Annotated in this window: 21 protein-coding genes and 2 pseudogenes; 16 read left to right on the forward strand and 7 right to left on the reverse strand. The window is 72.0% G+C overall.

The features are described 5' to 3' along the window. Positions 1-103: 103 nt before the first annotated feature. A complete protein-coding gene (locus ABT026_RS17440; RefSeq protein ID WP_351115365.1) occupies positions 104-706 on the reverse strand; it encodes a helix-turn-helix domain-containing protein in 603 nt (200 codons plus the stop codon). A 141-nt stretch (positions 707-847) separates the two neighbouring features. Here ABT026_RS17440 and ABT026_RS17445 point away from each other — a divergent pair, with 141 nt between their 5' ends. Next, positions 848-1,834 carry an alpha/beta fold hydrolase gene (locus ABT026_RS17445; RefSeq protein WP_351115367.1) on the forward strand — a complete coding sequence of 329 codons (987 nt, stop codon included), beginning with the start codon at positions 848-850 and terminating at the stop codon, positions 1,832-1,834. 29 nt (positions 1,835-1,863) lie between these two features. Here the strand turns inward: ABT026_RS17445 and ABT026_RS17450 are convergent, their stop codons facing one another. Further along, the gene (locus ABT026_RS17450; protein ID WP_351115368.1) at positions 1,864-3,465 is read right to left on the reverse strand and encodes a PucR family transcriptional regulator; all 1,602 of its coding nucleotides are present in this window, start codon (positions 3,463-3,465) and stop codon (positions 1,864-1,866) included. Between the two features lie 149 nt (positions 3,466-3,614). Here ABT026_RS17450 and ABT026_RS17455 point away from each other — a divergent pair, with 149 nt between their 5' ends. The 3 genes from ABT026_RS17455 to ABT026_RS17465 all read left to right on the forward strand — a co-directional run bounded on the left by ABT026_RS17455 (position 3,615) and on the right by ABT026_RS17465 (position 8,163). Continuing rightward, positions 3,615-5,123 (forward strand): CoA-acylating methylmalonate-semialdehyde dehydrogenase, encoded by a 1,509-nt coding sequence (locus tag ABT026_RS17455; protein WP_351115370.1) that lies wholly within the window; start codon positions 3,615-3,617, stop codon positions 5,121-5,123. A 13-nt stretch (positions 5,124-5,136) separates the two neighbouring features. After that, entirely contained in the window at positions 5,137-6,507 is a 1,371-nt protein-coding gene (locus tag ABT026_RS17460) for an aspartate aminotransferase family protein (protein ID WP_351115371.1), read from the forward strand. 165 nt (positions 6,508-6,672) lie between these two features. Further along, positions 6,673-8,163, forward strand: coding sequence for a gamma-aminobutyraldehyde dehydrogenase (locus tag ABT026_RS17465; RefSeq protein WP_351115372.1), 1,491 nt, complete (start codon positions 6,673-6,675; stop codon positions 8,161-8,163). 57 nt (positions 8,164-8,220) lie between these two features. Here the strand turns inward: ABT026_RS17465 and ABT026_RS17470 are convergent, their stop codons facing one another. Then, entirely contained in the window at positions 8,221-9,231 is a 1,011-nt protein-coding gene (locus ABT026_RS17470; RefSeq protein WP_502968000.1) for a right-handed parallel beta-helix repeat-containing protein, read from the reverse strand. A gap of 51 nt (positions 9,232-9,282) precedes the next feature. Further along, positions 9,283-9,903, reverse strand: a pseudogene (locus tag ABT026_RS17475) (carbohydrate binding domain-containing protein); the annotation flags it as partial. On the opposite strand from ABT026_RS17475, the gene ABT026_RS17480 reads away from it, so the two are divergent. The 6 genes from ABT026_RS17480 (at position 9,896) to ABT026_RS17505 (ending at position 15,296) form a co-directional block, all read left to right on the forward strand. Then, entirely contained in the window at positions 9,896-10,546 is a 651-nt protein-coding gene (locus tag ABT026_RS17480; RefSeq protein ID WP_351115373.1) for a hypothetical protein, read from the forward strand. The pseudogene ABT026_RS17475 and the gene ABT026_RS17480 overlap by 8 nt on opposite strands. A gap of 136 nt (positions 10,547-10,682) precedes the next feature. Then, positions 10,683-11,219, forward strand: coding sequence for a MarR family winged helix-turn-helix transcriptional regulator (locus ABT026_RS17485; protein ID WP_351115375.1), 537 nt, complete (start codon positions 10,683-10,685; stop codon positions 11,217-11,219). 227 nt (positions 11,220-11,446) lie between these two features. Next, positions 11,447-11,875, forward strand: coding sequence for an STAS domain-containing protein (locus tag ABT026_RS17490; RefSeq protein WP_351115376.1), 429 nt, complete (start codon positions 11,447-11,449; stop codon positions 11,873-11,875). A gap of 430 nt (positions 11,876-12,305) precedes the next feature. Then, positions 12,306-12,992 (forward strand): polyprenyl diphosphate synthase, encoded by a 687-nt coding sequence (gene uppS, locus ABT026_RS17495; protein ID WP_502968001.1) that lies wholly within the window; start codon positions 12,306-12,308, stop codon positions 12,990-12,992. Continuing rightward, complete coding sequence (locus ABT026_RS17500) at positions 12,989-14,458, forward strand: oxygenase MpaB family protein (protein ID WP_351115379.1); 1,470 nt, start codon at positions 12,989-12,991, stop codon at positions 14,456-14,458. The genes uppS and ABT026_RS17500 overlap by 4 nt, the downstream gene beginning before the upstream one ends. A 160-nt stretch (positions 14,459-14,618) precedes the next feature. Further along, the gene (locus ABT026_RS17505) at positions 14,619-15,296 is read left to right on the forward strand and encodes a DUF4232 domain-containing protein (RefSeq protein ID WP_351115380.1); all 678 of its coding nucleotides are present in this window, start codon (positions 14,619-14,621) and stop codon (positions 15,294-15,296) included. Positions 15,297-15,390: 94 nt separating this feature from the next. Here ABT026_RS17505 and ABT026_RS17510 read toward each other — a convergent pair whose 3' ends face one another. Together ABT026_RS17510 and ABT026_RS17515 are read right to left on the reverse strand one after the other, a co-directional pair. After that, positions 15,391-15,789 carry a hypothetical protein gene (locus ABT026_RS17510; protein WP_351115381.1) on the reverse strand — a complete coding sequence of 133 codons (399 nt, stop codon included), beginning with the start codon at positions 15,787-15,789 and terminating at the stop codon, positions 15,391-15,393. Positions 15,790-15,930: 141 nt separating this feature from the next. Then, positions 15,931-16,476 (reverse strand): thioredoxin family protein, encoded by a 546-nt coding sequence (locus ABT026_RS17515; protein ID WP_351115382.1) that lies wholly within the window; start codon positions 16,474-16,476, stop codon positions 15,931-15,933. Between ABT026_RS17515 and ABT026_RS32185 the strand changes: the two are divergent. The 3 genes and pseudogenes from ABT026_RS32185 to ABT026_RS17525 all read left to right on the forward strand — a co-directional run. After that, positions 16,449-16,913 (forward strand): annotated as a pseudogene (locus ABT026_RS32185) (NsdA family TPR-like regulatory protein); the annotation flags it as partial. The gene ABT026_RS17515 and the pseudogene ABT026_RS32185 sit on opposite strands and share 28 nt — an antisense overlap. 68 nt (positions 16,914-16,981) lie before the next feature. Continuing rightward, a complete protein-coding gene (locus ABT026_RS17520) occupies positions 16,982-17,329 on the forward strand; it encodes a hypothetical protein (protein ID WP_351115383.1) in 348 nt (115 codons plus the stop codon). Beyond that, positions 17,326-18,069, forward strand: a complete 744-nt coding sequence (locus ABT026_RS17525) for a VOC family protein (RefSeq protein WP_351115384.1) — start codon at positions 17,326-17,328, stop codon at positions 18,067-18,069. Before ABT026_RS17520 ends, ABT026_RS17525 begins: the two co-directional genes overlap by 4 nt. A gap of 75 nt (positions 18,070-18,144) precedes the next feature. Here ABT026_RS17525 and ABT026_RS17530 read toward each other — a convergent pair whose 3' ends face one another. Continuing rightward, the gene (locus tag ABT026_RS17530; RefSeq protein WP_351115385.1) at positions 18,145-18,696 is read right to left on the reverse strand and encodes a TMEM175 family protein; all 552 of its coding nucleotides are present in this window, start codon (positions 18,694-18,696) and stop codon (positions 18,145-18,147) included. Positions 18,697-18,979: 283 nt separating this feature from the next. On the opposite strand from ABT026_RS17530, the gene ABT026_RS17535 reads away from it, so the two are divergent. From ABT026_RS17535 to ABT026_RS17545, 3 genes are all read left to right on the forward strand, one after another. After that, the gene (locus ABT026_RS17535; RefSeq protein ID WP_351115386.1) at positions 18,980-19,477 is read left to right on the forward strand and encodes a DUF1877 family protein; all 498 of its coding nucleotides are present in this window, start codon (positions 18,980-18,982) and stop codon (positions 19,475-19,477) included. A 151-nt stretch (positions 19,478-19,628) separates the two neighbouring features. Then, the gene (locus ABT026_RS17540; RefSeq protein WP_351115388.1) at positions 19,629-20,924 is read left to right on the forward strand and encodes an MFS transporter; all 1,296 of its coding nucleotides are present in this window, start codon (positions 19,629-19,631) and stop codon (positions 20,922-20,924) included. 129 nt (positions 20,925-21,053) lie between these two features. Beyond that, on the forward strand, positions 21,054-21,326 hold the full coding sequence (locus ABT026_RS17545) for a hypothetical protein (protein WP_351115389.1): 273 nt from the start codon (positions 21,054-21,056) through the stop codon (positions 21,324-21,326). The last annotated feature ends 421 nt before the right edge of the window (positions 21,327-21,747 follow it).

A 21,747-nucleotide genomic window follows, 5' to 3' on the forward strand; every position in this document is an offset into this window, starting at 1 on the left:
AGGTGAACAGAAGTCGCGCACGAATCCGCGCGACTTCTTCCCGCGACAGGACAAAGCCTCGCCCGGGCTCGCGTGTTCAGCCGTGCCGCAGGGACGGCAGGGGTCAGCGGCCGGCGACCGGAGGGGTGCGCTGCCGCAGACGTTCTCCCTGCGGCCCGAACAGGACCAGGTACTCGACCGGTCCGTCGGAGCCGGCGTTCGCCACTCCGTGGGGTACGCGGGTGTCGAACTCGGTGGCGTCCCCGGCAGCCAGGACCAGGTCCTGGGCGCCCAGCGCGAGCCACAGCCGCCCGTACAGGACGCACAGCCACTCGTGGCCCTCGTGGGAGACCTGACGCGGCCGTGCGGGCGGGCCCTCGACGGCGGGCAGGACGTGCTTGTGGGCGTGCAGACCGCCGACGTACCGGGTGAGCGGCAGCACCACCTTGCTGTCCGCGAGGCGCGGCGGAGCCGGGGTGCGCGGCTCACCCGCCGGGACGCGTGCCGTACCGGCCAGCTCGTCCAGGGTGACGCCGTACTCCCTTGACAGCCGCAGCAGCACCTCCAGGGTGGGCCTGCGCCGGCCGGTCTCCATCCGCGACAACGTGCTCGGTGAGATGCCGGTCGCGCAGCCGACCCCGGCGAGCGTGGCGCCGTGCTTCTCGCGCGCCGCGCGCAGCCGGGGCCCCATCGCCGCCACCGTGCCGTCCACCTCATCGACCGCCACCGCGCCCACTCCTTCCGTCCGCGTCGCCCCATGGTCCGCCTGCGAGTTTGCCAGGACGGCACGTCCGATCGCGTCGGGCGGGGGTCGCGCCGCATGATCGAAAGGCAACCGCGTCCGCCCGCGAACCGAGGAGAAGCACCCATGCGATCCGAGCCGAACACCGTGCTCCGCCACCGCACCGTCGAGGCCCCGGCCGGACGCCTGCATCTGGTGGAGCAGGGCACCGGCCCCCTGGTCCTGCTCGTGCACGGATTCCCCGAGTCCTGGTACTCCTGGCGCCACCAGCTCCCGGCCCTCGCCGCGGCCGGATACCGGGCGGTGGCGATCGACGTACGCGGCTACGGCCGTTCCTCCAAGCCCGCCCGGACCGACGCCTACCGCATGCTCGAGGTGGTGGAGGACAACGTCGCCGTCGTGCGCGCCCTCGGCGAGGACAGCGCCGTGGTCGTCGGCCACGACTGGGGCTCCAACATCGCTGCCACCTCCGCCCTGCTCCACCCGGAGATCTTCCGCGCCGTCGGCCTCCTCAGCGTCCCCTACGCACCGCCCGGCGGCCCTCGGCCCAGCGCCGTCCTCGGCCGGATCGGCGGCCCCGAGCAGGAGTTCTACGTCTCCTACTTCCAGGAACCCGGCCGCGCCGAGGCGGAGATCGAGCCCGACGTCCGGGGCTGGCTCGCCGGCTTCTACGCCGCGCTGTCCGCCGACACCATGCCCGCCGCCGACGAGCCCGACCCGCACTTCGTCGCCCCGGGCGGCCGGCTGCGCGACCGCTTCCCCGCCGGTCCGCTCCCCGGCTGGCTGACCGAGGACGATCTCGACGTCTACGCGGGGGAGTTCGAGCGCACCGGCCTGACCGGCGCCCTCAACCGCTACCGCGCGATGGACCGCGACTGGGAGGACATGGCCCCCCATCACGGCGCTCCGATCACCCGGCCCGCCCTGTTCATCGGCGGCACGCTGGACGCGTCCACCACCTGGATGGCCGATGCCATCGACGCCTACCCCACCACGCTCCCCGCCCTGTCCGCCTCCCACCTCCTGGACGGCTGCGGCCACTGGGTGCAGCAGGAACGCCCCGACGAGGTCAACCGTCTGCTGACCGACTGGCTCGCCACCCTCGACGGCTGAACCGGACGGGCGACCGTGCCGCCTGTCTCTCAGCGGGTGTCGATGATCATGAGGGCGGTGTGGAGCGAGGTGCGTGACGCGGCGGTCTCCAGGGAGACGCCCAGGATGCGCTCCACGGTGCGGAGCCGGCTGTAGAGGGTGGGCCTGCTGAGCCCGGTCAGCCGCGCGGTCCGGGTCTTGCTGCCTCCGCCGTCGAGGTGGACGCGCAGCAGTCCCACGAGGTCGTCGCCGGTGCGGACGTCGTGGTCGAGAAGACCGCCCAGTTCGGTCTGCGCGAACCGCTGGACCCGGTGGTCCTCCCGCAGGAGGGTCACGAGCCCGCGCAGACGTACGTCCGTCGACCGGTAGAGACGGTTCGGTTCGGGCATGGACAGGCCGACGTCGGCGACGTGCTCGGCTTCGTCGAGACCGCGGGCGGCTTCGGTGAGACGCGGGGAGGCGGCTGCGGTGCCCGCGACCCAGGCATCGGTGCCGTCCTTGCCGGCGAGGCGTTCGCGCAGGCCGGTGCAGACGGCGCGCAGCACACGGTCCGCCCCGGCCGGCGGGCAGGAGACGACCGCCGAGACGGTGCCCGCCCGGCGGACGGCGAAGATCGCGCTCGCTCCGGCCGCGGTGACGGCCTGCCGCAGGGAGGACAGCAGGCGCCGGTCCACCTCGCCCTGGGCCAGCACATGGGCCCCGACGGGCCGGGGGACACGGACGCACAGCGGCGCGTAGCCGCTGTTGGCGCGCAGTCCCAGCGAGGTGGCCCTGGCCAGGGCTTCGCCCTCCTCGCCGATCCTGCCGTTGACGAGGTCGTCGAGCAGGCCGCCGAGGGCCTGGACGACGAGGGCCTCGCGCTCCTGCTGGATCATGCGGTGCAACTGGAGGGACTGGGCGGCCCGTTCCAGGACCATGCGGGCGCGGGGGTGGTGCGGCCCGTGGCCGGGCAGGACCAGTCGCCCCCACTGCTCGGAACCGACGCCGACGGGTACCGCCGTCCAGGGCCGGCCGGGCTCGAGACCGTCGGCCGGGGTGTGGAGGCGTGAGCGCTCGGCCCACTGGTGCAGGAGCCCGGCGGTCGAGGTGTCGAGGGCGCAGTAGGCCAGGACGTGCCGGCTGAGGTCCTCCAGGACCAGACAGGCGCCCAGGGTCTGCGCGGCCTTGGTGACGATGTCGGTGGTCGAGGCGCGGGCGAGGTTGAGCGAGGTGAACGCCTCGTGGGTGGTGCGGGCGAACTCGACCTCCTCGTACTGGTCGGCCACGATCAGCCGGTGCACCTGCTGGGTCACCTCGATGAAGCGGGTCCTGGCGGCCAGCGTCACCACCGGGATCCCCAGGGAGTCGGCCAGCGCGGGCAGACAGTCGGGGACGGCGTGCAGGAACGTGCCCAGTTCGACGACCAGACCGGCCACCTTCTGCCCGGCGAGCATGCGCAGATAGGCCTCGGTGGCGTAGGCGTCGCCGGTCAGGGGCGCGCCGGTGGTCAGGACGAGCTCGCCGCCGGCCAGGAGGTCCGTCAGGTCCACGAGGTCGCTGACATGGACCCAGCGCACCGGACGGTCGAGCCGGGCGTGGCCCCCGACCACGGCCGGTCTTCCCGCGGCCAGGGCGGACAACTGGAGGACTTCCCGGACGGTCGGCTGCTGCATCGACACACCGTAAAGATCCGGCCGTCCTTCTGTACAGACTGTCGGCCGCCGCGCTGACAGGCTTCTCGCGAACCGGCCGCCGACTCCGCGCGGCCGGCGCCACTGCCCTGACGCACCAGCACAGCGCGACGGAACAAGGTGAGGCAACCGTGCACACGACGACGAACCCGCAGCGGATCGGACACTGGGTCGACAACCAGCCCTTCGCCGGAAGCAGCGAGCGCGCCGCGCCGGTGACCAATCCGGCGACCGGCGCGGTGACCCGCGAGGTGGCGCTCGCCCACGAGGCGGACGCCAGGGCCGTCATCGAGGCCGCCGCGGCGGCCTTCCCGGCCTGGCGGGACACCTCCCTGGCCAAGCGCACCGCGATCGTCTTCCGCTTCCGGGAGCTGCTCGACGCGCGCAAGGAGGAACTGGCGGCGATCATCACCGCCGAGCACGGCAAGGTGCTCTCCGACGCGCTGGGCGAGGTCAATCGAGGCCAGGAGGTGGTGGAGTTCGCCTGCGGCATGCCCCACCTGCTCAAGGGCGCGTTCAGCGAGAACGTGTCGACGGGGGTGGACGTGCACTCGGTCCGCCGGCCGCTCGGCGTCGTCGGGATCATCGCCCCGTTCAACTTCCCCGCCATGGTGCCGATGTGGTTCTTCCCCCTTGCCATCGCGGCCGGCAACACCGTCGTCCTCAAGCCGAGTGAGAAGGCCCCCTCGGCCGCGCTGTGGCTGGCCGAACTGTGGGCCGAGGCCGGTCTGCCCGCCGGGGTGTTCAACGTCCTCCAGGGCGACAAGGCGGCCGTGGACGAGGTGCTCACCCACAAGGCGGTCAAGGCCGTCAGCTTCGTCGGCTCCACCCCGGTCGCCCAGTACGTGTACGCGACGGCCACCGCCCACGGCAAGCGCGTCCAGGCACTGGGCGGCGCGAAGAACCACGCCGTCGTGCTGCCCGACGCCGACCTGGACACCGCCGCCGACGCCCTGGTCGGCGCCGGCTTCGGCTCGGCGGGCGAGCGCTGCATGGCGATCTCCACCGTGGTGGCCGTCGGCGACGTCGCGGACGACCTGGTCGCGAGGATCGCCGAGCGGGCCCGCGCGCTGCGCACCGGCGACGGCACCCGGGGCTGCGACATGGGGCCGCTGGTGACCGCCGCGCACCGTGACCGGGTCGCCGGCTACGTCGACCGTGCCGAGGCCGAGGGCGCGACCCTCGTGGTGGACGGCCGGAAGATCACCGCGGACGGCGCACCGGACGGCTTCTGGCTCGGGCCCACCCTCATCGACCACGTCACCACCGACATGTCCTGCTACACCGACGAGATCTTCGGCCCGGTCCTGTCGGTGCTCCGGGTGGACACCTACGACGAGGCACTGGACCTGGTCAACGCCAACCCCTTCGGCAACGGCACAGCCCTGTTCACCAACGACGGCGGCGCGGCCCGGCGCTTCAACAACGAGGTGGAGGTCGGCATGGTCGGCATCAACGTGCCGATCCCGGTGCCGACGGCGTACTACAGCTTCGGCGGCTGGAAGAACTCCCTGTTCGGCGACACCCACGCGCACGGCACCGAAGGCGTCCACTTCTTCACCCGCGGCAAGGTCGTCACCACCCGGTGGCGCGCCCCCGCCGAAGGCGGCGTGGACCTCGGCTTCCCGCAGAACGTCTGAGAGGACGACCGTCATGACCCCAGCCGACTCCCGAACCCTGCTCGACGACGCCGCCCGGACCTACGAACTCGACCGCAAGCACGTCTTCCACTCCTGGGCCGCCCAGGCCGAGATCACCCCCATGGTCATCACCCGCGCCGAGGGCTCCTACGTCTGGGACGGCGCCGGCAACCGCCTGCTGGACTTCTCCTCCCAGCTGGTGAACACCAACATCGGACACCAGCACCCCGACGTGGTCGAGGCGATCGTCGCCCAGGCCCGCACCCTGGCCACCGTCGCCCCCCAGCACGCCAACGACCGGCGCTCCGAGGCCGCCCGCCTGATCAGCGAGCACACCCCCGGCGACCTGGACCGGATCTTCTTCACCAACGGCGGCGCCGACGCCAACGAGCACGCCGTGCGCATGGCCCGGCTGAGCACCGGCCGCCCCAAGGTCCTCACCCGCTACCGCTCCTACCACGGCGGGACGCAGACCGCGATCAACCTCACCGGCGACCCCCGACGCTGGCCGAACGACAACGGCGACGCCGGCGTCGTCCACTTCTTCGGCCCGTACCTCTACCGCAGCCACTTCCACGCCACCTCCGAGAGCGAGGAGTGCGAGCGGGCGCTGGCCCATCTCGAGCAGGTCATCGAGCTCGAGGGGCCGCAGACCGTCGCGGCCGTCCTGCTGGAGTCGATCCCCGGTACCGCCGGCATCATGCTGCCCCCGCCCGGCTACCTCGCCGGTGTGCGGGAGCTGTGCGACCGGTACGGCATCGTCCTCATCCTCGACGAGGTGATGACCGGCTTCGGGCGGGCCGGCAGCTGGTTCGTCGCCTCGGACGAGGGCGTCGTCCCGGACCTGCTGACCTTCGCCAAGGGCGTCAACTCCGGCTACGTGCCGCTCGGCGGCGTCGCCATCGGATCGCGCATCGCCGACCACTTCGCGCACCGCCCCTACCCCGGCGGCCTGACGTATTCCGGGCACCCGCTGGCCTGCGCGGCGGCCGTCGCGGCGATCACCGTGATGGAGCGCGACGGCATCGTCGACCACGCCCGCCGCATCGGCGACGACGTCCTCGGCCCCGGCCTGGCGGAGCTGGCCGCACGCCACCCCATCGTCGGAGAGGTCCGCGGACGGGGCGTGTTCTGGGCCCTCGAACTGGTCGCCGACCAGGACAGCCGCGAACCCGTCGCGCCGACCGGCGGGAGCAGCCCGGTGATGGCGCAGGCCGTCCGCCTCTGCAAGGAGCGGGGCCTGCTGCCGTTCACCAACTCCCACCGCATCCACCTGGTCCCGCCGTGCACCGTCAGCGCCGACGAGGCGCGCGAGGGCCTGCGCGTCATCGACGAGGTCCTCGGCCGCCTCGACGACCTCCCCACCACCTCGACCGGAGCCTGACCTCCGGCCCACGCCGACACCAGGCACCGGCGTCCACCGTCCCCCGCGCCCGGGCGCAGGGGACACCGCACCCGCATACGCACCCCCACCCTGTGTCCCCGCATTCCGGGGGCCGGAGGCGACTCGGCACGGCACCCGCACGATCCGACGGGAGATTTGACGGCAATGCACAGCAGCGCAGACCACTTCATCGCGGGCCGCCGCCGCCCCGGCACGTCCGGCGAGCACTTCTCGGTGACCGGTCCCTCCACCGGGGAAGTCCTCGCCACCGGCATCCTGGCCGGCCCGCAGGACGTCGACGAGGCGGTCGCCGCGGCACGCGCCGCGTTCCCCGCCTGGTCGCGGACCACGCCCGCCGAGCGGTCCGAGGCCCTCACCCGCTGGGCCGACCGCGTACAGGCGCGGAGTGAGGAGTTCGCCGCCGTCGAGAGCCGGATGTGCGGCAAGCCCATCCGGCTGACCCGGGGATTCGACGTCCCCGGAACGATCGACAACATCCGCTTCTTCGCCGGGGCCGCCCGCCACCTCGAGGGCCGCGCCTCGGCCGAGTACTCCGGCGACCACACCTCCTCCGTCCGCCGCGAACCACTCGGCGTGATCGGCTCCGTCGCACCGTGGAACTACCCCCTGCAGATGGCCGCCTGGAAACTGCTCCCAGCGGTCGCGGCCGGCAACACCGCCGTACTCAAACCCTCCGAACTCACCCCGCTCACCTCCCTGATGTTCGCCCAGGCGGCGCAGGAGGCCGGCATACCCGACGGTGTGATCAACGTCGTCATCGGCACCGGCCCGGTCGCCGGCCAAGCCCTGGTCGCCCACCCGGACATCGCGATGGTGTCGTTCACCGGATCCACGGCGGTGGGCCGGCAGATCGCCGCGCGGGCCGCGGGAGCGGTCAAACGCGTCCACCTGGAACTCGGCGGCAAGGCCCCGTTCGTCGTCTTCGACGACGCCGACCTGGAGGCGGCCGCCCGCGGCGCCGTCGCCGGCAGCCTCATCAACGCAGGCCAGGACTGCACGGCGGCCACCCGCGCCTACGTCCAGCGCCCGCTGTACGACCGGTTCGTCCAGCGGGTTGCCGCGCTGATGGACGAGGTCCGCCTGGGCCCGGTCGACGACCCCGCCACCGACATGGGATCGCTGATCTCCTCCGTACAACGCGACCGGGTCGCCTCCATGGTCGACGCCGCCCGCGCGGCGGGAGCGACGGTGGTCCGCGGAGGCCGGGCCCCTGGCGACGGCCTGGACCGGGGCGCCCACTACGAACCCACCCTCATCACCGGCGCGGCGCAGGACTCCGCCATCGTGCAGCAGGAGGTCTTCGGGCCCGTCCTCGTCTGCCTGCCCTTCGACACCGACGACGACGCCGTCCGGCTCGCCAACGACACGCCCTACGGCCTGGCCGCCTCCGCCTGGACCACCGACGTCTTCCGCGCCGGCCGCGCCTCCCGCGAGTTCCAGGCGGGCTGCGTGTGGATCAACGACCACATCCCCATCGTCAGCGAGATGCCGCACGGCGGATTCAAGGCATCCGGCTACGGCAAGGACATGTCGCTCTACTCCCTCGAGGAGTACACCAACGTCAAGCACGTCATGTCCGAGAACACCGGCGCCGCGCACAAGCCCTGGCACGACGTGATCTTCACCAGCCGCTGACCGGCAGGACGGTCGCGGGGGCGGCGACCGGGGCGGCGACGGGGGGCGCGGGCCTGGTCAGGTGACGGGCACGCCCGGATTCACCAGCCCCCGGCCTCCGACCACCCGGTTGTCGGCGGTGACGGTGACGGGGCAGCCGGACGGGTCGTACCGGGTGACGTCGATGGCGTAGCGGGTGGACCCGGTGGCACCGGTCAGATCCGCCGTGTTGTTGCGGAAGACCGTGCCGCACCCCCACCCGGGGTCCTGACTGTGCGTCTGGAAGCCGTCGTTGGTGGTGTTGACGCCGCGGTTGTTCTCCACCGTGTAGCCGTTGCCCTTGATGTCGACCCAGGAGTCGTCGTAGTTGGCGCCGGTGAGGCCGCTGCCGTCGAAGGTGTTCCCGGAGATCAGACCGCCGGTGGTGCCTTCCTTGACGTCGACGTTCTCGCCGCCGACGGCGGGGCCGATGCGGTTGTCGATGATGCGGACGTGGTCGCTGGCATCGGTGAGGGTGTTCGCGGTCCCGACGTACACCCCTTCCCCCATGCCGTTGCCGGACGTGCCCGTGTGGTGGATGAAGGAGTTCTGCACCACCCCGAAGCTGCTCGACGTCCGGAAGTGGATGCCCTCCATGGTGGTGTGGTGGACCTCCACCGAGTCGAGGACGACATGGTCGGAGGAGTCGACCATGATGCCCTTCTGGCCGCCGGTGACGGTGATCCCCTTGATCACCCAGTACGGGGCACTCGTGAGCTGGATGCCGTTGCCGCCCCCGGTGGGAGTGGTCAGCACTGCCGCCCGCGAGCCCGTCAGGGTGATCGGGGCGCTCGCGGTGCCCCGGGCCGCGATCTTGAAGTTGCCCGAGTAGGAGCCGTCCGCCAGTTCGATCGTCTGCCCCGGAACGGCAGCCGCCAACGCCGCCTTGAGCTGCCCGCCGTCCGACACGCGGACGGTCGTCCCGCCGGGGGAGCCGGGCGTCGGCGGGACGGTGGGCGCCGGCGAGGACACGGACGGGGACGGGGATGGTGCCGAGGACGACGTGGACGGTGCCGGCGTGGGGTCCGGTGTCTCTCGCAGCGGAGTCATCGAGACGTCGTCCACCTCCAGTACGCCGGACGCGTACCAGCCGCTGACCGTCACGGTGAGCTCCGTCGTGGTCGCGCCCGCCGTCACGCTGAGGTCGAGCCGCTTCCAGGTCGAGGACCCGGTCCACATGGACTCCTGTACCCCGGCGCCCGTCACGGCCACCTGCCCGTAGGCCCCCTTCACCCACACGCCGACCGCGTACGTCGTGCCGGGCCGCACCGCGACCGTCTGCGAGCACGGGGCGGTGTCGGCGTTGCCCGGTGTGGAGGCGAGTGCGTGCGCCCCTGCGTGCACTCCCGTGGACGTCACGGAGGAGTTGCCCCGGCAGGTCCACCCCACGGTGTCTCCGGACTCGAAGTCCCCGTTGCGGACGAGGTTTTCCGGCTCGCCCGCCGCCGCACCGTGCAGTCCCAGCACACCGGTCCCGACGAGCACGGCAGCGGCGGTGAGGGAGCCGAGCACCGCTCGGGAAGAGGTTCGGGGCACGGCGGTACCTCCACAGACGCGGTCACGAGGCTGCCTCGATCGCAGAGCAGATGACGGGAACTCAGATTGGACTGGACCAAGAGGGGGCGTCAACCGTCGCGGACCGCCCCGCACGCCCCGCCGACCGCCGACGAAGAGCCACGCCCTCCCCGTACGATGACCTTCAAGGGGTGATGGCATGGTCATGAATATCCACCGGTGGTGCGCGGCGACCGCGGCGGTAGCGCTGCTGGCCGGGTGTGGTGGCGCGGAGAGCGACAGCACCACCGGCAAGGCGGCGGCGCTCACCAAGGACCAGGTCCGCCGGACGCTGCCGGACGGCCATGCCATGCGGGGCTGGAAGAAGTCCGCCCGGCCCACGGCCGTCAAGATGGACAAGCTCTACCGTTCGCAGGCCTGCCCCATCAAGGACCGCGCGGGCTGCGAGAACTCCCGCTTCTTCGGCGCCTCCACCTTCCGGCGCGAGGACCCCCTCTCCGAGGTCACCTTCCTGATCGTCGCCTATGACAGTGAACAGGCAGCCCAGGACGCGTACGACGTCCTCTGGGACGGCTACTACGGCAACCGGGTGGGGCAGAAGCCCAAGCCGCTCGCGCTCGGCCCGATCGGTGACGAGCGCGACGCCCGGCTGGGTACCGCCGGCTTCCGCGGCGAGCCCGGCGCGGTGACCCAGATCCGGGTCGGCACGACCCTGTTGTGGACGATGGAGTCCGCCGCTCACAAGGGCGACCTCGACAAGAACACGATCCGCGACCTGGCCGCGGTGCTCGCCCAACGTTCCCAGCAGGCGCAGAACGGCGACGCGCCCTCGGCCGCGCTCGGCGACTGACCGCTCCGCGGTCCGCCGTTCCCAGGGTCCTACGCCGCGGGGACTGCTCCGGCGGAGGCGGGCGGCCGGCGGTGGCGGCGGGCGGCCAGGTGTCGCCCGGCGGCTCCGGGTGATCGCGGGACGGTAGAAAGGTGTCATGCGCGAGAGCGAGAGCCCTGTGAGGGCGATGGACGACGTGGACGCCGTGACCCAAGCGGTGCTGACCGCCTCACGCCTGCTGGTCGCGGTGTCCGCGAGGTCCCTCGCCGAGGTCGAGGAGCGGGTGACGCTGCCGCAGTTCCGGATGCTGGTGGTGTTGGCCACGAGGGGCGCCACCAAGCTCGTCACGCTGGCCGAGCAGCTCCAGGTGGCGCCCTCCACCGCCATGCGCATGATCGACCGTCTGATCGCGGCCGGCCTGGCGGACCGACAGGCCAACCCTCACAGCCGTCGGGAGACGCTGTTGCAGCTCACGGTCGAGGGGCGGCGCACCGTCGAAAGCGTCACGGCCCGTCGGCGTACCGAGATCACCACCATCGTCGAACGACTCACCCCCGTGCAGCGGCTGGCCCTGGTCGAGGCACTCAACGCCTTCAACCAGGCCGGGGCGGAGCCGTTGGCGCCGGTAGCGGAGGGTGCGCAGGCGCATCCGCATCCGCTGGGGTGGACCGGCGAACTGCCCGACCTCCCGTAGGCGCGCAACGACCGATCAAGGGACCCGATGTCCGGCGCGGTCGTACGCGCGTCGCGGTCGTCACGCCATCGACCGCCCTGAAGGCTCCCGCGGTCAGGCCCGGGCCCAGGTGGAGAAAATCCTTGCCCTGTGCAAAGATTCGGCAATGGCGGTGTCGGAGGGCCCCGCCTGGAGTGCCGGGAAGCCTGGTCGGCGTCTGTTGAGACGACCCTTCTGGAGGCCCGGCCATGCCACCGTCCCGACCCGTTCCGCACGACGATGCGGCCGACGGCGTCCCGTCCTGGCGGTACCAGCCGGCTTCGACGACGGGCGCGACGAGACTCCGTGTCCGTCCCGGGACCGGTCACGACCCGTCGACCGGGTTGCGCCTGCTCCTCGACGGAGAGCTCGATGTGGACACCGCCGGCGCCCTGCGGGACGACCTGACTCTGCTCGCCGCCCGCGCGACCGCCGCGTCGCTGGTCCTCGACCTGTCAGGTGTCACCTTCTGCGACCTGGCCAGCCTGTACACCCTGCTGGGCATCTACCGGACCCTGCCCCTGGCCGGCATCGATGTGCGGCTCGTCGAGCCCAGTGCCCCCGTTCGGGCCGCTGCGCGGAGAGCAGGCCTGTCCACCGAGCTGGACTTCGACAGGGCCGGGGAGGAACCACGCTGACCCGCCGCCTGCCAGAAAAAACCCTTGCATAGTCCAAAGAATGCGAAGGGGAGCGGAGAGCAGTGGCCGGACCCCGCGCCGCCGATCGACGTTTCTCTCAGAAGGTGCCCACACCTTGGGGAATCGGGCACATGACCTGAGGGTGATGCCCCACCCGTTCGGCCGGTCACGCCTCTTTCGTGCCTTCAGACTGCTGGCCAGGAGCGTTCCCGTCGGCGGACGCACGAGGGGTGAGGGGTACGGGGTGGATCTGACCGAGCGCGGAAGGGGCGACCGAGCCGCTCGGGGCGACACGGGGCCGACGACGGACCGCGGCGGCCGGCGGACCAACGCGGCGACGGTGGACCGGCCGGGCGGGCCACGTCATCGGGACGAGCACCCTCGCGACGACGGGCCGGTACGTGCGGTGCCGCGGCACGTGGCCTGCGTGATGGACGGCAACGGCCGCTGGGCACAGCAGCGTTCGCTTCCCCGGACGGCGGGCCACCGGGCCGCGGAGACCACCGTCATCGACATCATCGAAGCCGCCCGGGCGGCAGGCGTCCAATGGCTCAGCCTGTACGCCTTCTCCACCGAGAACTGGAGCCGCCCCGGCCCCGAGGTCGACTACCTGATGCGCCTGGTCCGCCGCGTCGTACGCAAGCACGCCCCCCTGCTGCTCGCCCGCGGCATCCGCTGCCGGTTCCTCGGGGCCTCGGACCCACGGATCCCCCGCGCGCTGGCCCAGGACTTCGAGGACCTGGCGACGCTCACCTCCGGCAACCGGGGCATGACGCTGACCGTCGCCTTCGACCACGGCGGACGCCGGGACATCGTCGAGGCCGCCAGGTCGCTGATCCGCACCGCGACGCCGGCCGACGCGGTGACCGAACAGCTCTTCGCCGACCACCTGCCGTTCCCCGACACCCCGGACGTCGACCTCGTCATCCGCACCTCCGGCGAACAGCGCATCTCCAACTTCATGCTCTGGCAGGTGGCCTACGCCGAGTGGGTCTTCCCCGAGGTGCTCTGGCCGGACTTCCGCGCCCCCGACTTCCTCGCCTGCCTGCACGCCTACCGGCGCCGTGACCGCCGCTTCGGCGGCGTGCCGTCCCAGACGAACGGAGACACGAGATGACGACCCGAACCACCGGCGCGGCCGATGGCGATCCCCACTCCGCCACGGAGGAGCAGTTCCGTGCGTTCTTCGACGACCCACGCTGGGCGCTGGCCGTCATCCGCGCCACCGTGCTGGAGGCCGCCCACCCCCAGGTCGGCGCAGCCCTCGCCGAGAACTCCACCTTCGTCGCCCACCCCTGGCGCCGGCTGCGCAACACCTTCCTGAGCATGCGGCGCATGTTCGACGCCGACCCGGCGGTACGGGAACGGGAGGCCGCCCGGCTCAACAGGCTGCACGCCCGCATGAGCGGCTCCGACTCCCGCGGCCGTGCCTACGACGCCATGGACCGTCCCACCCGGGCCTGGGTGGTCGCCACCCTCTTCGAGAGCGCCGTCACCATGTGCCGGCTGAGCGGTCAGCCGCTCGACCAGGACACCATGGAGCACATGTACGCCGAGTACCGCGCCTTCCTCGCCGCGCTCGACGGCGACGCCCGGGAACTCCCCGAGGAACTCAACGACTTCTGGCCGTACTTCGACCGGATCGTCGAGGAGGAGTTGGAGGACACCGAGGCGGCCCGCGTCATCCTCTTCCGGCTCTTCGACCACCTGCCCGCCCCGGCGCTGCTCGGCGGCGCGCCGACGCTGTGGGCGGCGGGCCGGGCCGTCGTCGGTCCGCTCCTCGGCGCGATCACCGTCGCCTCACTGCCCGAGTCCTACCGGCGCAAGGCAGGCCTGCCCGAGACCCCCGGCGCCCCGACCCTCATGCAGGGCGCCTACCTCGCCGCCGGACTCACCCGCTTCCTGCCCAAGGGCTGGATCGACGCCACGACCATCATCGAGATCCTCTCCACCCCGCCCGGCGGTCACGCCGCCCGGGCCGGGACCACGAGCGCCCTGCGCACCCACGTGAAACGGGCGTCGGCCCTGCTCCGTCTCGTCACCCCCCTCGTCGACGACACCGACCCCGAACCGGCGCCGCCCACCACGACGGCCACCGGTGAGGGCCGGCGCTCGGCGGAGGAGTTCTTCCGCCAGGTGCTGGACCAGACCGGCGACGGTCACCTCGACTGGCCCGACCTCGCCGCCATGGCACGCGAACTGGCCACCCGTCTCGATCTGGACGAACCCGAGGAGACCCGGCTCTACGAAGCCTTCGCCGCGTGGTGGCGTGAGCTCCAGGCCTCCCTCGACACTGACGGCGACGGCCGGGTCAGCATCGACGAGTACGCCGCCGCCGTACCCTCCCTCGCCGGTCCCGCGCTCATCCGCGTCGCCGAAGTGCTCTTCGACGCCACGGACAAGGACGGCAGCGGGGCCATCGACGCGGACGAGTACCGGGTACTCTTCCGCACCGCCTTCCACCGCGACCTCGTCACCACCGACGGCGCCTACGGACGCAGCGCCTTCGTGGGCGACTTCCTCTCCTTCATGTCGGGCCGCCGCGCGAACACCCCCTACGACCCCCTCCTCGCCGACGCCTGACACCCCGCCACGTGGTGCTGCCGGGGCCCGCCCGGTCACAACCGTCGTGCCTGTGTCACGAACCTGACCGCGAACGGCCCCGGCCCGGCACGGGCGTACACGGACCCCGCTCCGGTGGGGCACCCTCATCGGTACACGCAGACTCCCGGGGGGAAATCTCATGGCCCACGCACTTCGCCCACGCCGTACCGCCGCCGCGCTGGCGGCCCTCTCGCTGGGCACCCTCCTGCTGACCGCGTGCGGCGGCGGGGACGCCGACGAGGGCACGGGGCCCGCCGCCACGTCGGCGGCCCCGTCCCCGGCGGACACCGGCAAGCCCTCCGCCACGCCGTCGACCGCCGGCCCGGGCGACGGCGGCAGCACCGCCGGAAGTTCCCCGGACGACAGCGAAGGCACGCCGCCGCCGTCGAAGGCCGGGTCCGACGACGATCAGGACGGCGGCGTGGGCATGTGCGAGACGCACGACATGGCCTACACCGTCACCGTCGCCTCCAAGCCCACCCACCACGCGCTGCTGACAGCGGTGAACAAGGGCGGCGCTCCCTGCCTGCTCGCGGTGAACGAGCTGGTGATCACCATCCCCGGCCTCGACGGCGCCGCCGAACATGCGGGCCCCACGGACACGGACCGCATCGTGGAGCCCGGTGGGCGCGCGTACGCCGGGATCCAGTTCTCGCGCGGGGACGACGCGGGCGGCAAGAGCGCCGACAAGGTGGAGGTCGCCCTCACCGCCGCCGAGACACCCGCCACGGTGCCGGTCGGCGACGGCCCCGTCACGGTCAACGACATGCTGGTGACCAGCTTCTTCACCACCGCCGAGGACGCGCTCTCCTACTGACCGGCCGGGCCGCGGCACCCTGACGGAAGCAGCCCCTCCCGGCCAGGACCACCGGTTCGGGACGGGGCTCTGCTCTCCGGCCGTCCGACGGTCCTCAGCCCGTCCCGCTCACTGGCAGGGTCACCGCCCGGTCCCGGACCGGCGGCAGACATCCCGCGCTTTCACTGCACGCCCCGTAGGTGAAGAACACCCGGGCGCTGTCGCCGCCTTCGACCCGCCGCACGGGAAGTTCGAGAGTGACCGGGCCGTCCTCGTAGACCGGCAGGGCGACGTCGAGTCCGGCCGGGCGCAGCACCCGTTCCTTCGCGTCGGTGCCGGCCGGCCCCGTCGCCCGCAGTCCGCCCTCGGTGCGGATCCGCGTCGGGACGCCGATCCCGTCGACCCCACCGTCAGGCAGACCGAGGCTGTAGAGGTGGAACCCCGCCTGCCGAGGCCTCAGTTCCGCCACGAGCCGCGAGCCGCCGTCGTCGCGGGACTCCACCCGTACCGTCACGCCCACGCCTCCGGCCGTGAAGGAAGCGGTGTGCGGTGTCCCCGCCGGCTGCGCGGGGGCCGTGCAGCTTGCCAGTACGGCGGCTACGACCGCCACCGCCGTGCCCGTACCGACACCCGTGCGGCGCCTGGATCCGGGCGGCTACGCCCATCGCTTCAGGAACTCCTCGACCTGCGCGGCCGACATGCCGCGGGCGTTGGCGAACTCGCCCTGGTTCGTGGCCACCTTCACGCGGCCGGACGTGGCATCCAGGACGGCCAGTGCCGGTATGCCGCTGGTCCCCAGGTCGACATAGCGTTCGGCGACCTCCAGGTTGTTGTCGAACTCGCCGACGTCCACCTTCACCACGTGGTACCCGGCCAGCAGCGCGGAGGGCCCGGGCTCCTCGAACCGGGCGCCCAGCACACGACAGTCGAGGCACCAGTCGGCTCCGAAGTCGATGAGCACCGGGCGGCCGTCCTTCTTCGCCGCCTTCAGGGCAGCCGCGATGTCACCCGCGGCGTCCGCCTTCGGGTCGTAGTCAGGGGCGTCCTCCGCCTCGGACGGGGCCTGCTCGGTCGTGGCCGGCGCCGCGACGGCGTCGGCACCGGCCTCCCGGGGTTCCGCGCCCCCACCGGCGCAACCACCGAGCGCGGGCAGGGCGAGCACGGCCAGCGCCAGTGCCGTGGGAAGCAGGGGACGTCTCACGCGAATCCTCTTCGTTGCATGTCTGTTCATGGTCAAGAAGCCGCAGTGTCGCACACCGAAGATCCGGCCCCTCTCCCAGATCCGGACCGTGCCGAGCCGTCGACCACGGCCGCCACACCGAGGCCGGCACGTACTGGACCGCAGGCCTCCGCAGCGCCCAGCACGGCGATGACCGCGACATGGCCGGCGCTCTGCTCGGTGACATCGCCTACCAGATGACGTGGCGCAATGCCGCCCGCAGCGCCGCGGGCCTCCTGCGACGCGCCCTGGCGGGGACCGAGCACCCCACCGCCCGGTCCCTGCTCCACCTCCGTCTCGCTCGCGCTCTCGCCGCACAGGGCGAACGACGAGCCGCACTGCGGGCGCTCTCCGCCGCCGAGCACCACCTCGGCGCCGCCTCCCCCGATCCGGCCCCCGCGTGGTGCGCCTGGATGTCCCAGGCCGATCTCGCGGTCGACTCCGGACAGGCTCTCCTCGACCTGGGGGCACCCGCCGCGCCCACCGGATGCTCGACGAGGGACAGCGGCTGCTGCCCGCCGACCGCGACAAGACCCGCGCGGTCTTCCTGGCCTACCGGGCGAAGAGCCATCTCGACCTGCGGGAGCCCGACTTCGCAGCTGCCGCGGCCCTCGAGGCGCTCACCCTGTCGCACCGGATCGGCGCACCTCGCTGCGTACAACTGGTGCGCGAACTCACCCCGCGGTTCGCACCGCACGCAGCAGTCCCCGGGGTGGCGGAGGTACTCGCTGCTTCACGCTGGTCCTCGCCCGGTCACCACGCGCACGGCGTCTCCCGGCAGGCCGAGTGCCGCCTGGTGCCCGCGGCCCCACAGCTGCGATCATCCACCACGTGACCGCGACCGCACCGAACTGGCTGACGCTCTTCCTCGACATACCCCATGCGAACCACCAGGCGGCGAACGGCTTCTGGCAGGCAGCCACAGGCTACGAGCTGTCCTCGCCCCGGGGGGAGTGCGAGGAATTCGCGACGCTGATCCCGCCCTCCGGACACGCGCACCTACGCGTGCAGAGAACGAAGGCCGAACACTTCTCGGTCCACCTGGATCTCCACGTCTCCGACCTCGACGCCGCCACCGACAGCGCGGTGCGGGCCGGCGCCGAGATCGTCGCGCAACCGGGCCACGTCATCATGCGGTCCCCGGCCGGGCTCCTCTTCTGCCTCGTGCGCGGCCGTGACGAGACGACGCCCGCCACATCCGGCGACTGGGGCACCCACCGCTCCATCACCGACCAGCTCACCATCGACGTCGCGCACGACGCCTGGGACCGAGAGAAGTCCTTCTGGTCCGACCTCACCGGCTGGGCCGTCACCCAGTCGGCCCGTCCCGAGTTCGCCCGCCTGCACACGCCGCCGTCGCTGCCCGTCCGGGTCCTCCTGCAACGCCGCGACGAGGGCGGAACGTCGAGTCACCTCGACATCGCCACGGACAACCGCGCCGCCGAAGTCGAACGGCTCATCCGCCTCGGCGCCACCCTGCTCGGCCACGGGCCCACGTGGACGGTGATGACGGGCCCCGACAACAGCGTCTTCTGCGTCACCGACCGAAGCCCTGCCACCGGTCTACTGCCCTGAGCACGGCGAGGTGGGGCGGCCGGAACAGTTGGGTGGCTGTGGCGCGGGACCGCGCCGTGCTCCGCCGGTCCTCGGTCAGGACCGGGAGGCCCGCGACGCGCGGGTGGCGTGCCGGTGTGCCAGAACGGACAGAGGCACGGAGGCGATCCAGCTGTAGACGGCCGCCACCGGCGCGAACTGGGCGATCCCGACGGAGAGAAGGAAGACGAACGCCTGCGCGGGAAAGGCCGGGAAGGGCCCGCGGCGCTCCGGTCCTCGGGCGATGCGCGCGGCCATCACGTACAGCACGAGGGCTGCCGTGCCGATGACCGCGCCGTACAGGCCAGGTCCGAGCGACTGGTGACCGTAGTCGGCCAGCACCCTCGTCGGAAAGGGGATCAAGGAGACCAGCACCAGAAAGGCGACGTTGCACCAGAAGAGCGAGGCGTCGATCCACTCCGCGTCACGCAGCACCATGTGGTGGGCCCGCCAGAACATGGCGATCACGACAGCGCTCAGCAGGAACGTCCCCACCTGTCCCGTCACGTCGTCGAGCGCGTCCGCCAGGGCCCGCCCCCGGAGCCCGTCGGGCACGTCGATGTCGAGCACCAGCAGCGTCATGGCGATCGCCACCACGCCGTCGCTCAACGCGAGAATCCTGTGCTTCGGCAGACGCATCTGCTCCGAAGGGGCGGCTGCGTGCCGGTGGCCCGTATCCATCGTCCTGTCGTAGCACCACCCGAGCACGACACTCCGGCACCCGTCCACCGGACCCCGCACGTGTCGTCCGCGGATGCGTGCCTGCAGGAGCGGCGTCCTGGCTGGGGCGGCGTCCTGGCCTCAAGCGACGGGCCCCCGCCGTCGGTGCTCGCGAGTAGGTTCTCCCCGTTCGGCCCATCAGGCGGGCCGCGGGAATGGGAGGACTGTCGCTGTGAGCATCCACATGCACATGCGCGCCGTCGCGGAATCCGAGATCCGGGACGACCACACCTGGCTTGCAGCGTTCATGTGGGAGGCGTGGGAGAACCACCCTGACGAGTACGCAGGGGGCATCGCCGAGTCGATCGACAAGGTCTGGGACTCCGTCAACGACCTCTACGCCGCTGCCGCTGTCCTCGATGAGGGTGTCGACGACTCCTGGGAGCTGCCGATCTACGGCGGGCGGCCAGTGGCCCACAGTGCCGATGCCGACCCTTCCAACCCGCCCCTGGGAATTCTCGAGCCGCCGGGGGTCTCGCAGGCCGCAGGCTTCCTGGCTCGTGTCTCGTTCGACGAGCTGTGGAACGCCGCCGGTGCCAGGATCGTCCGGTCCGGCTGGGACGAAGCACAGGCCAGAGAGGAGTTTCTCGCCCACCACGAGGGACTCCAAGAGTTCTACGGGCGGGCGGCCACGGCAGGCCACGCGGTGGTCAGGGCGGTGTGGGCTTGAGACTCGGTCGCATCCCGGACACAGCCATGCGTTGACGGCGGCTACCAGCGATGTCACTTCGCAACCGACAGCGACTTGTCGTATCGCGTGCGGCGATCCGAAGGGGCAGAGCCCACTACGCTGATCGCCCTCACCCCCCCGGGAGGACCGATTGGTACGGCGAAGCACGCTCGGGCGGGACTTCCGCCGCTTGTGGGGCGCATACGCGATCAGCGCGGCGGGCAGTGCCGTGGGCACAGGGGCGCTGCCGCTGATCGCCCTCCTGGTGCTGAACTCCTCGCCATTCGAGGTCTCCGCGTTGGCCGCGCTGTCCGCCGTGGCCAGCGCGGTGATCGCTCTGCCGCTCGGTGCGCGCATCGAGCACCGGTACAAGCGGCCGGTCATGATCACCGCAGATCTGGCCCGCTGCGTGCTGCTGGTGAGCATCCCGGTCACCGTGGCTTTCGACAGCCTCACCTTCACCCACCTGTGCGTCGTCGGCGTCCTCCAGACGTCGGCGTCCGTCGCCTTCGAGGCGGCGAGTGGAGCGCACCTGAAAGCACTGGTCCCACCCGAGCACCGTCTTCACGCCAACAGCCTGTTCGAGACGACCAACTGGATCAGCCTCAGCGCGGGCCCGCCCCTCGGCGGGCTCCTGATCGGCGCACTGGGCGCGGCCGCCACAATGACGGTCGACGCACTGTCCTTCCTCGGGTCGGCCCTGGGCATCCGACGCATCCAGGAGCCTGAACCCACGCCACCAGCCCGTGCCGCCACCTCCCACCTGGGCCGCGACATCACCGCCGGCTGGAAGTACCTCCTGCGGCACCCGGGACTGCGGCCGCTGTTCTTCAACGCGCTGCTCTTCGGAGGATCCGTCATGATGGCCTCACCCCTGATGGCCGTCCTCATGCTCGACGTCCTCCACCTGACACCGTGGCAATACGGCCTCGCTCTCGGGCTGCCGTGCCTGGGCGGCGTGCTGGGCTCACGCCTGGCCCCGCGGCTCACCCGGCGCTTCGGCCGGCGCCGCACCCTGCTGCTGTCCGGTGTGGCCCGCACCCTCTGGACGATCCTGCTGCCCCTGACACCCTCCGGCGCCCTCGGCGTACTCGTCATCGTGACCGCCGAGTTCGGCCTGCTCTTCTCCGCGGGGGTCTTCAACCCGTCCTTCACCACATATCGCATGGCAGCTACACCGGACGCCTACATGTCCCGCGTCGGCACCTCCTGGTCCGTCGGTGCGAAAGCCTGCCAAGCCGCCTTCATGATCGCCGGTGGCCTCATCGCCGCCACCGCGACGGGCGTGCGCGGCGCCCTCCTCATCGCCGGCCTGCTCTGCTTGACGAGCGCGCTGCTGCTGCCATGGCGAGACACGCGCATCTCCACCGGGCATGTTCCGGCTCCCACGACCGAAGCGGTTCCCTCCCCGGCCCCGTCCCCGGCCCCGGGCAGCTCCACCGCCTAGTGGTCTCCCACAGCAGCCCGAATGAGACCTACGTGCATACCTGTGCTCGAATGCCGTTGCGTGATCCACAGGCCCCGAGCAGACGGATCACCCCACCTCATTGTCAGTGGCGGCTGCCAGGCTGAACGGATGGACCGTGATGACGAGCAGTTGCTGCGCCGCCGGGTCTACGGCGCAGACCACGACCGGCCCGGCCCGCGATCCGACCGGCGCTACGCGCAACTCGTCGGCGGGCCGCTGGACGGGCTGCTGCTCGACGTCACCGGCCGAACGCCCGACGAAGCCGGTACCGACGTCGCCCTGGCCACCGAGTTGGGGAGGTTCGGCCCGGGCGGCAGGTCCCTGTACGCCCCGCGCCCTGCGGACCCGGACCGCTTCGACTGGACGGGTGACATTCCCTGACCGGTCCCGGTCCAGGGGCACCTCGGGCGGGCTCGACAGCTCTTCGGACGTCGGGGGCAGTCGTTCGTCGTCGCGCGAGCCGCGCGTTCCGGCCAAGTTCCGGCTTCCGGGCAACGCCTCAGGGGCGAAGGCTCGTCCCGTCCAACAGAGAGAGAGCCGGCTCGGCGTGCACCACCCACTACTTGGGGGAGGAACCCGTGGACCGTACGAAGAACGATGGCAGCTCCACCACCGCCGGTGTCACCGAAGGTCACATGCCCAGTGTCCCGGTGGACGGCGTGACGACGGACGGTGTGGACGATCACCACGCACCCGTCGCTCCGAAGGACGGCGTGACGACGGACGGTGTGGACGATCACCACGCACCCGTCGCTCCGAAGGACGGCGTGACGACGGACGGTGTGGACGATCACCACGCACC

The organism is Streptomyces sp. NPDC002734, assembly GCF_040295685.1.
GTDB lineage: Bacteria > Actinomycetota > Actinomycetes > Streptomycetales > Streptomycetaceae > Streptomyces.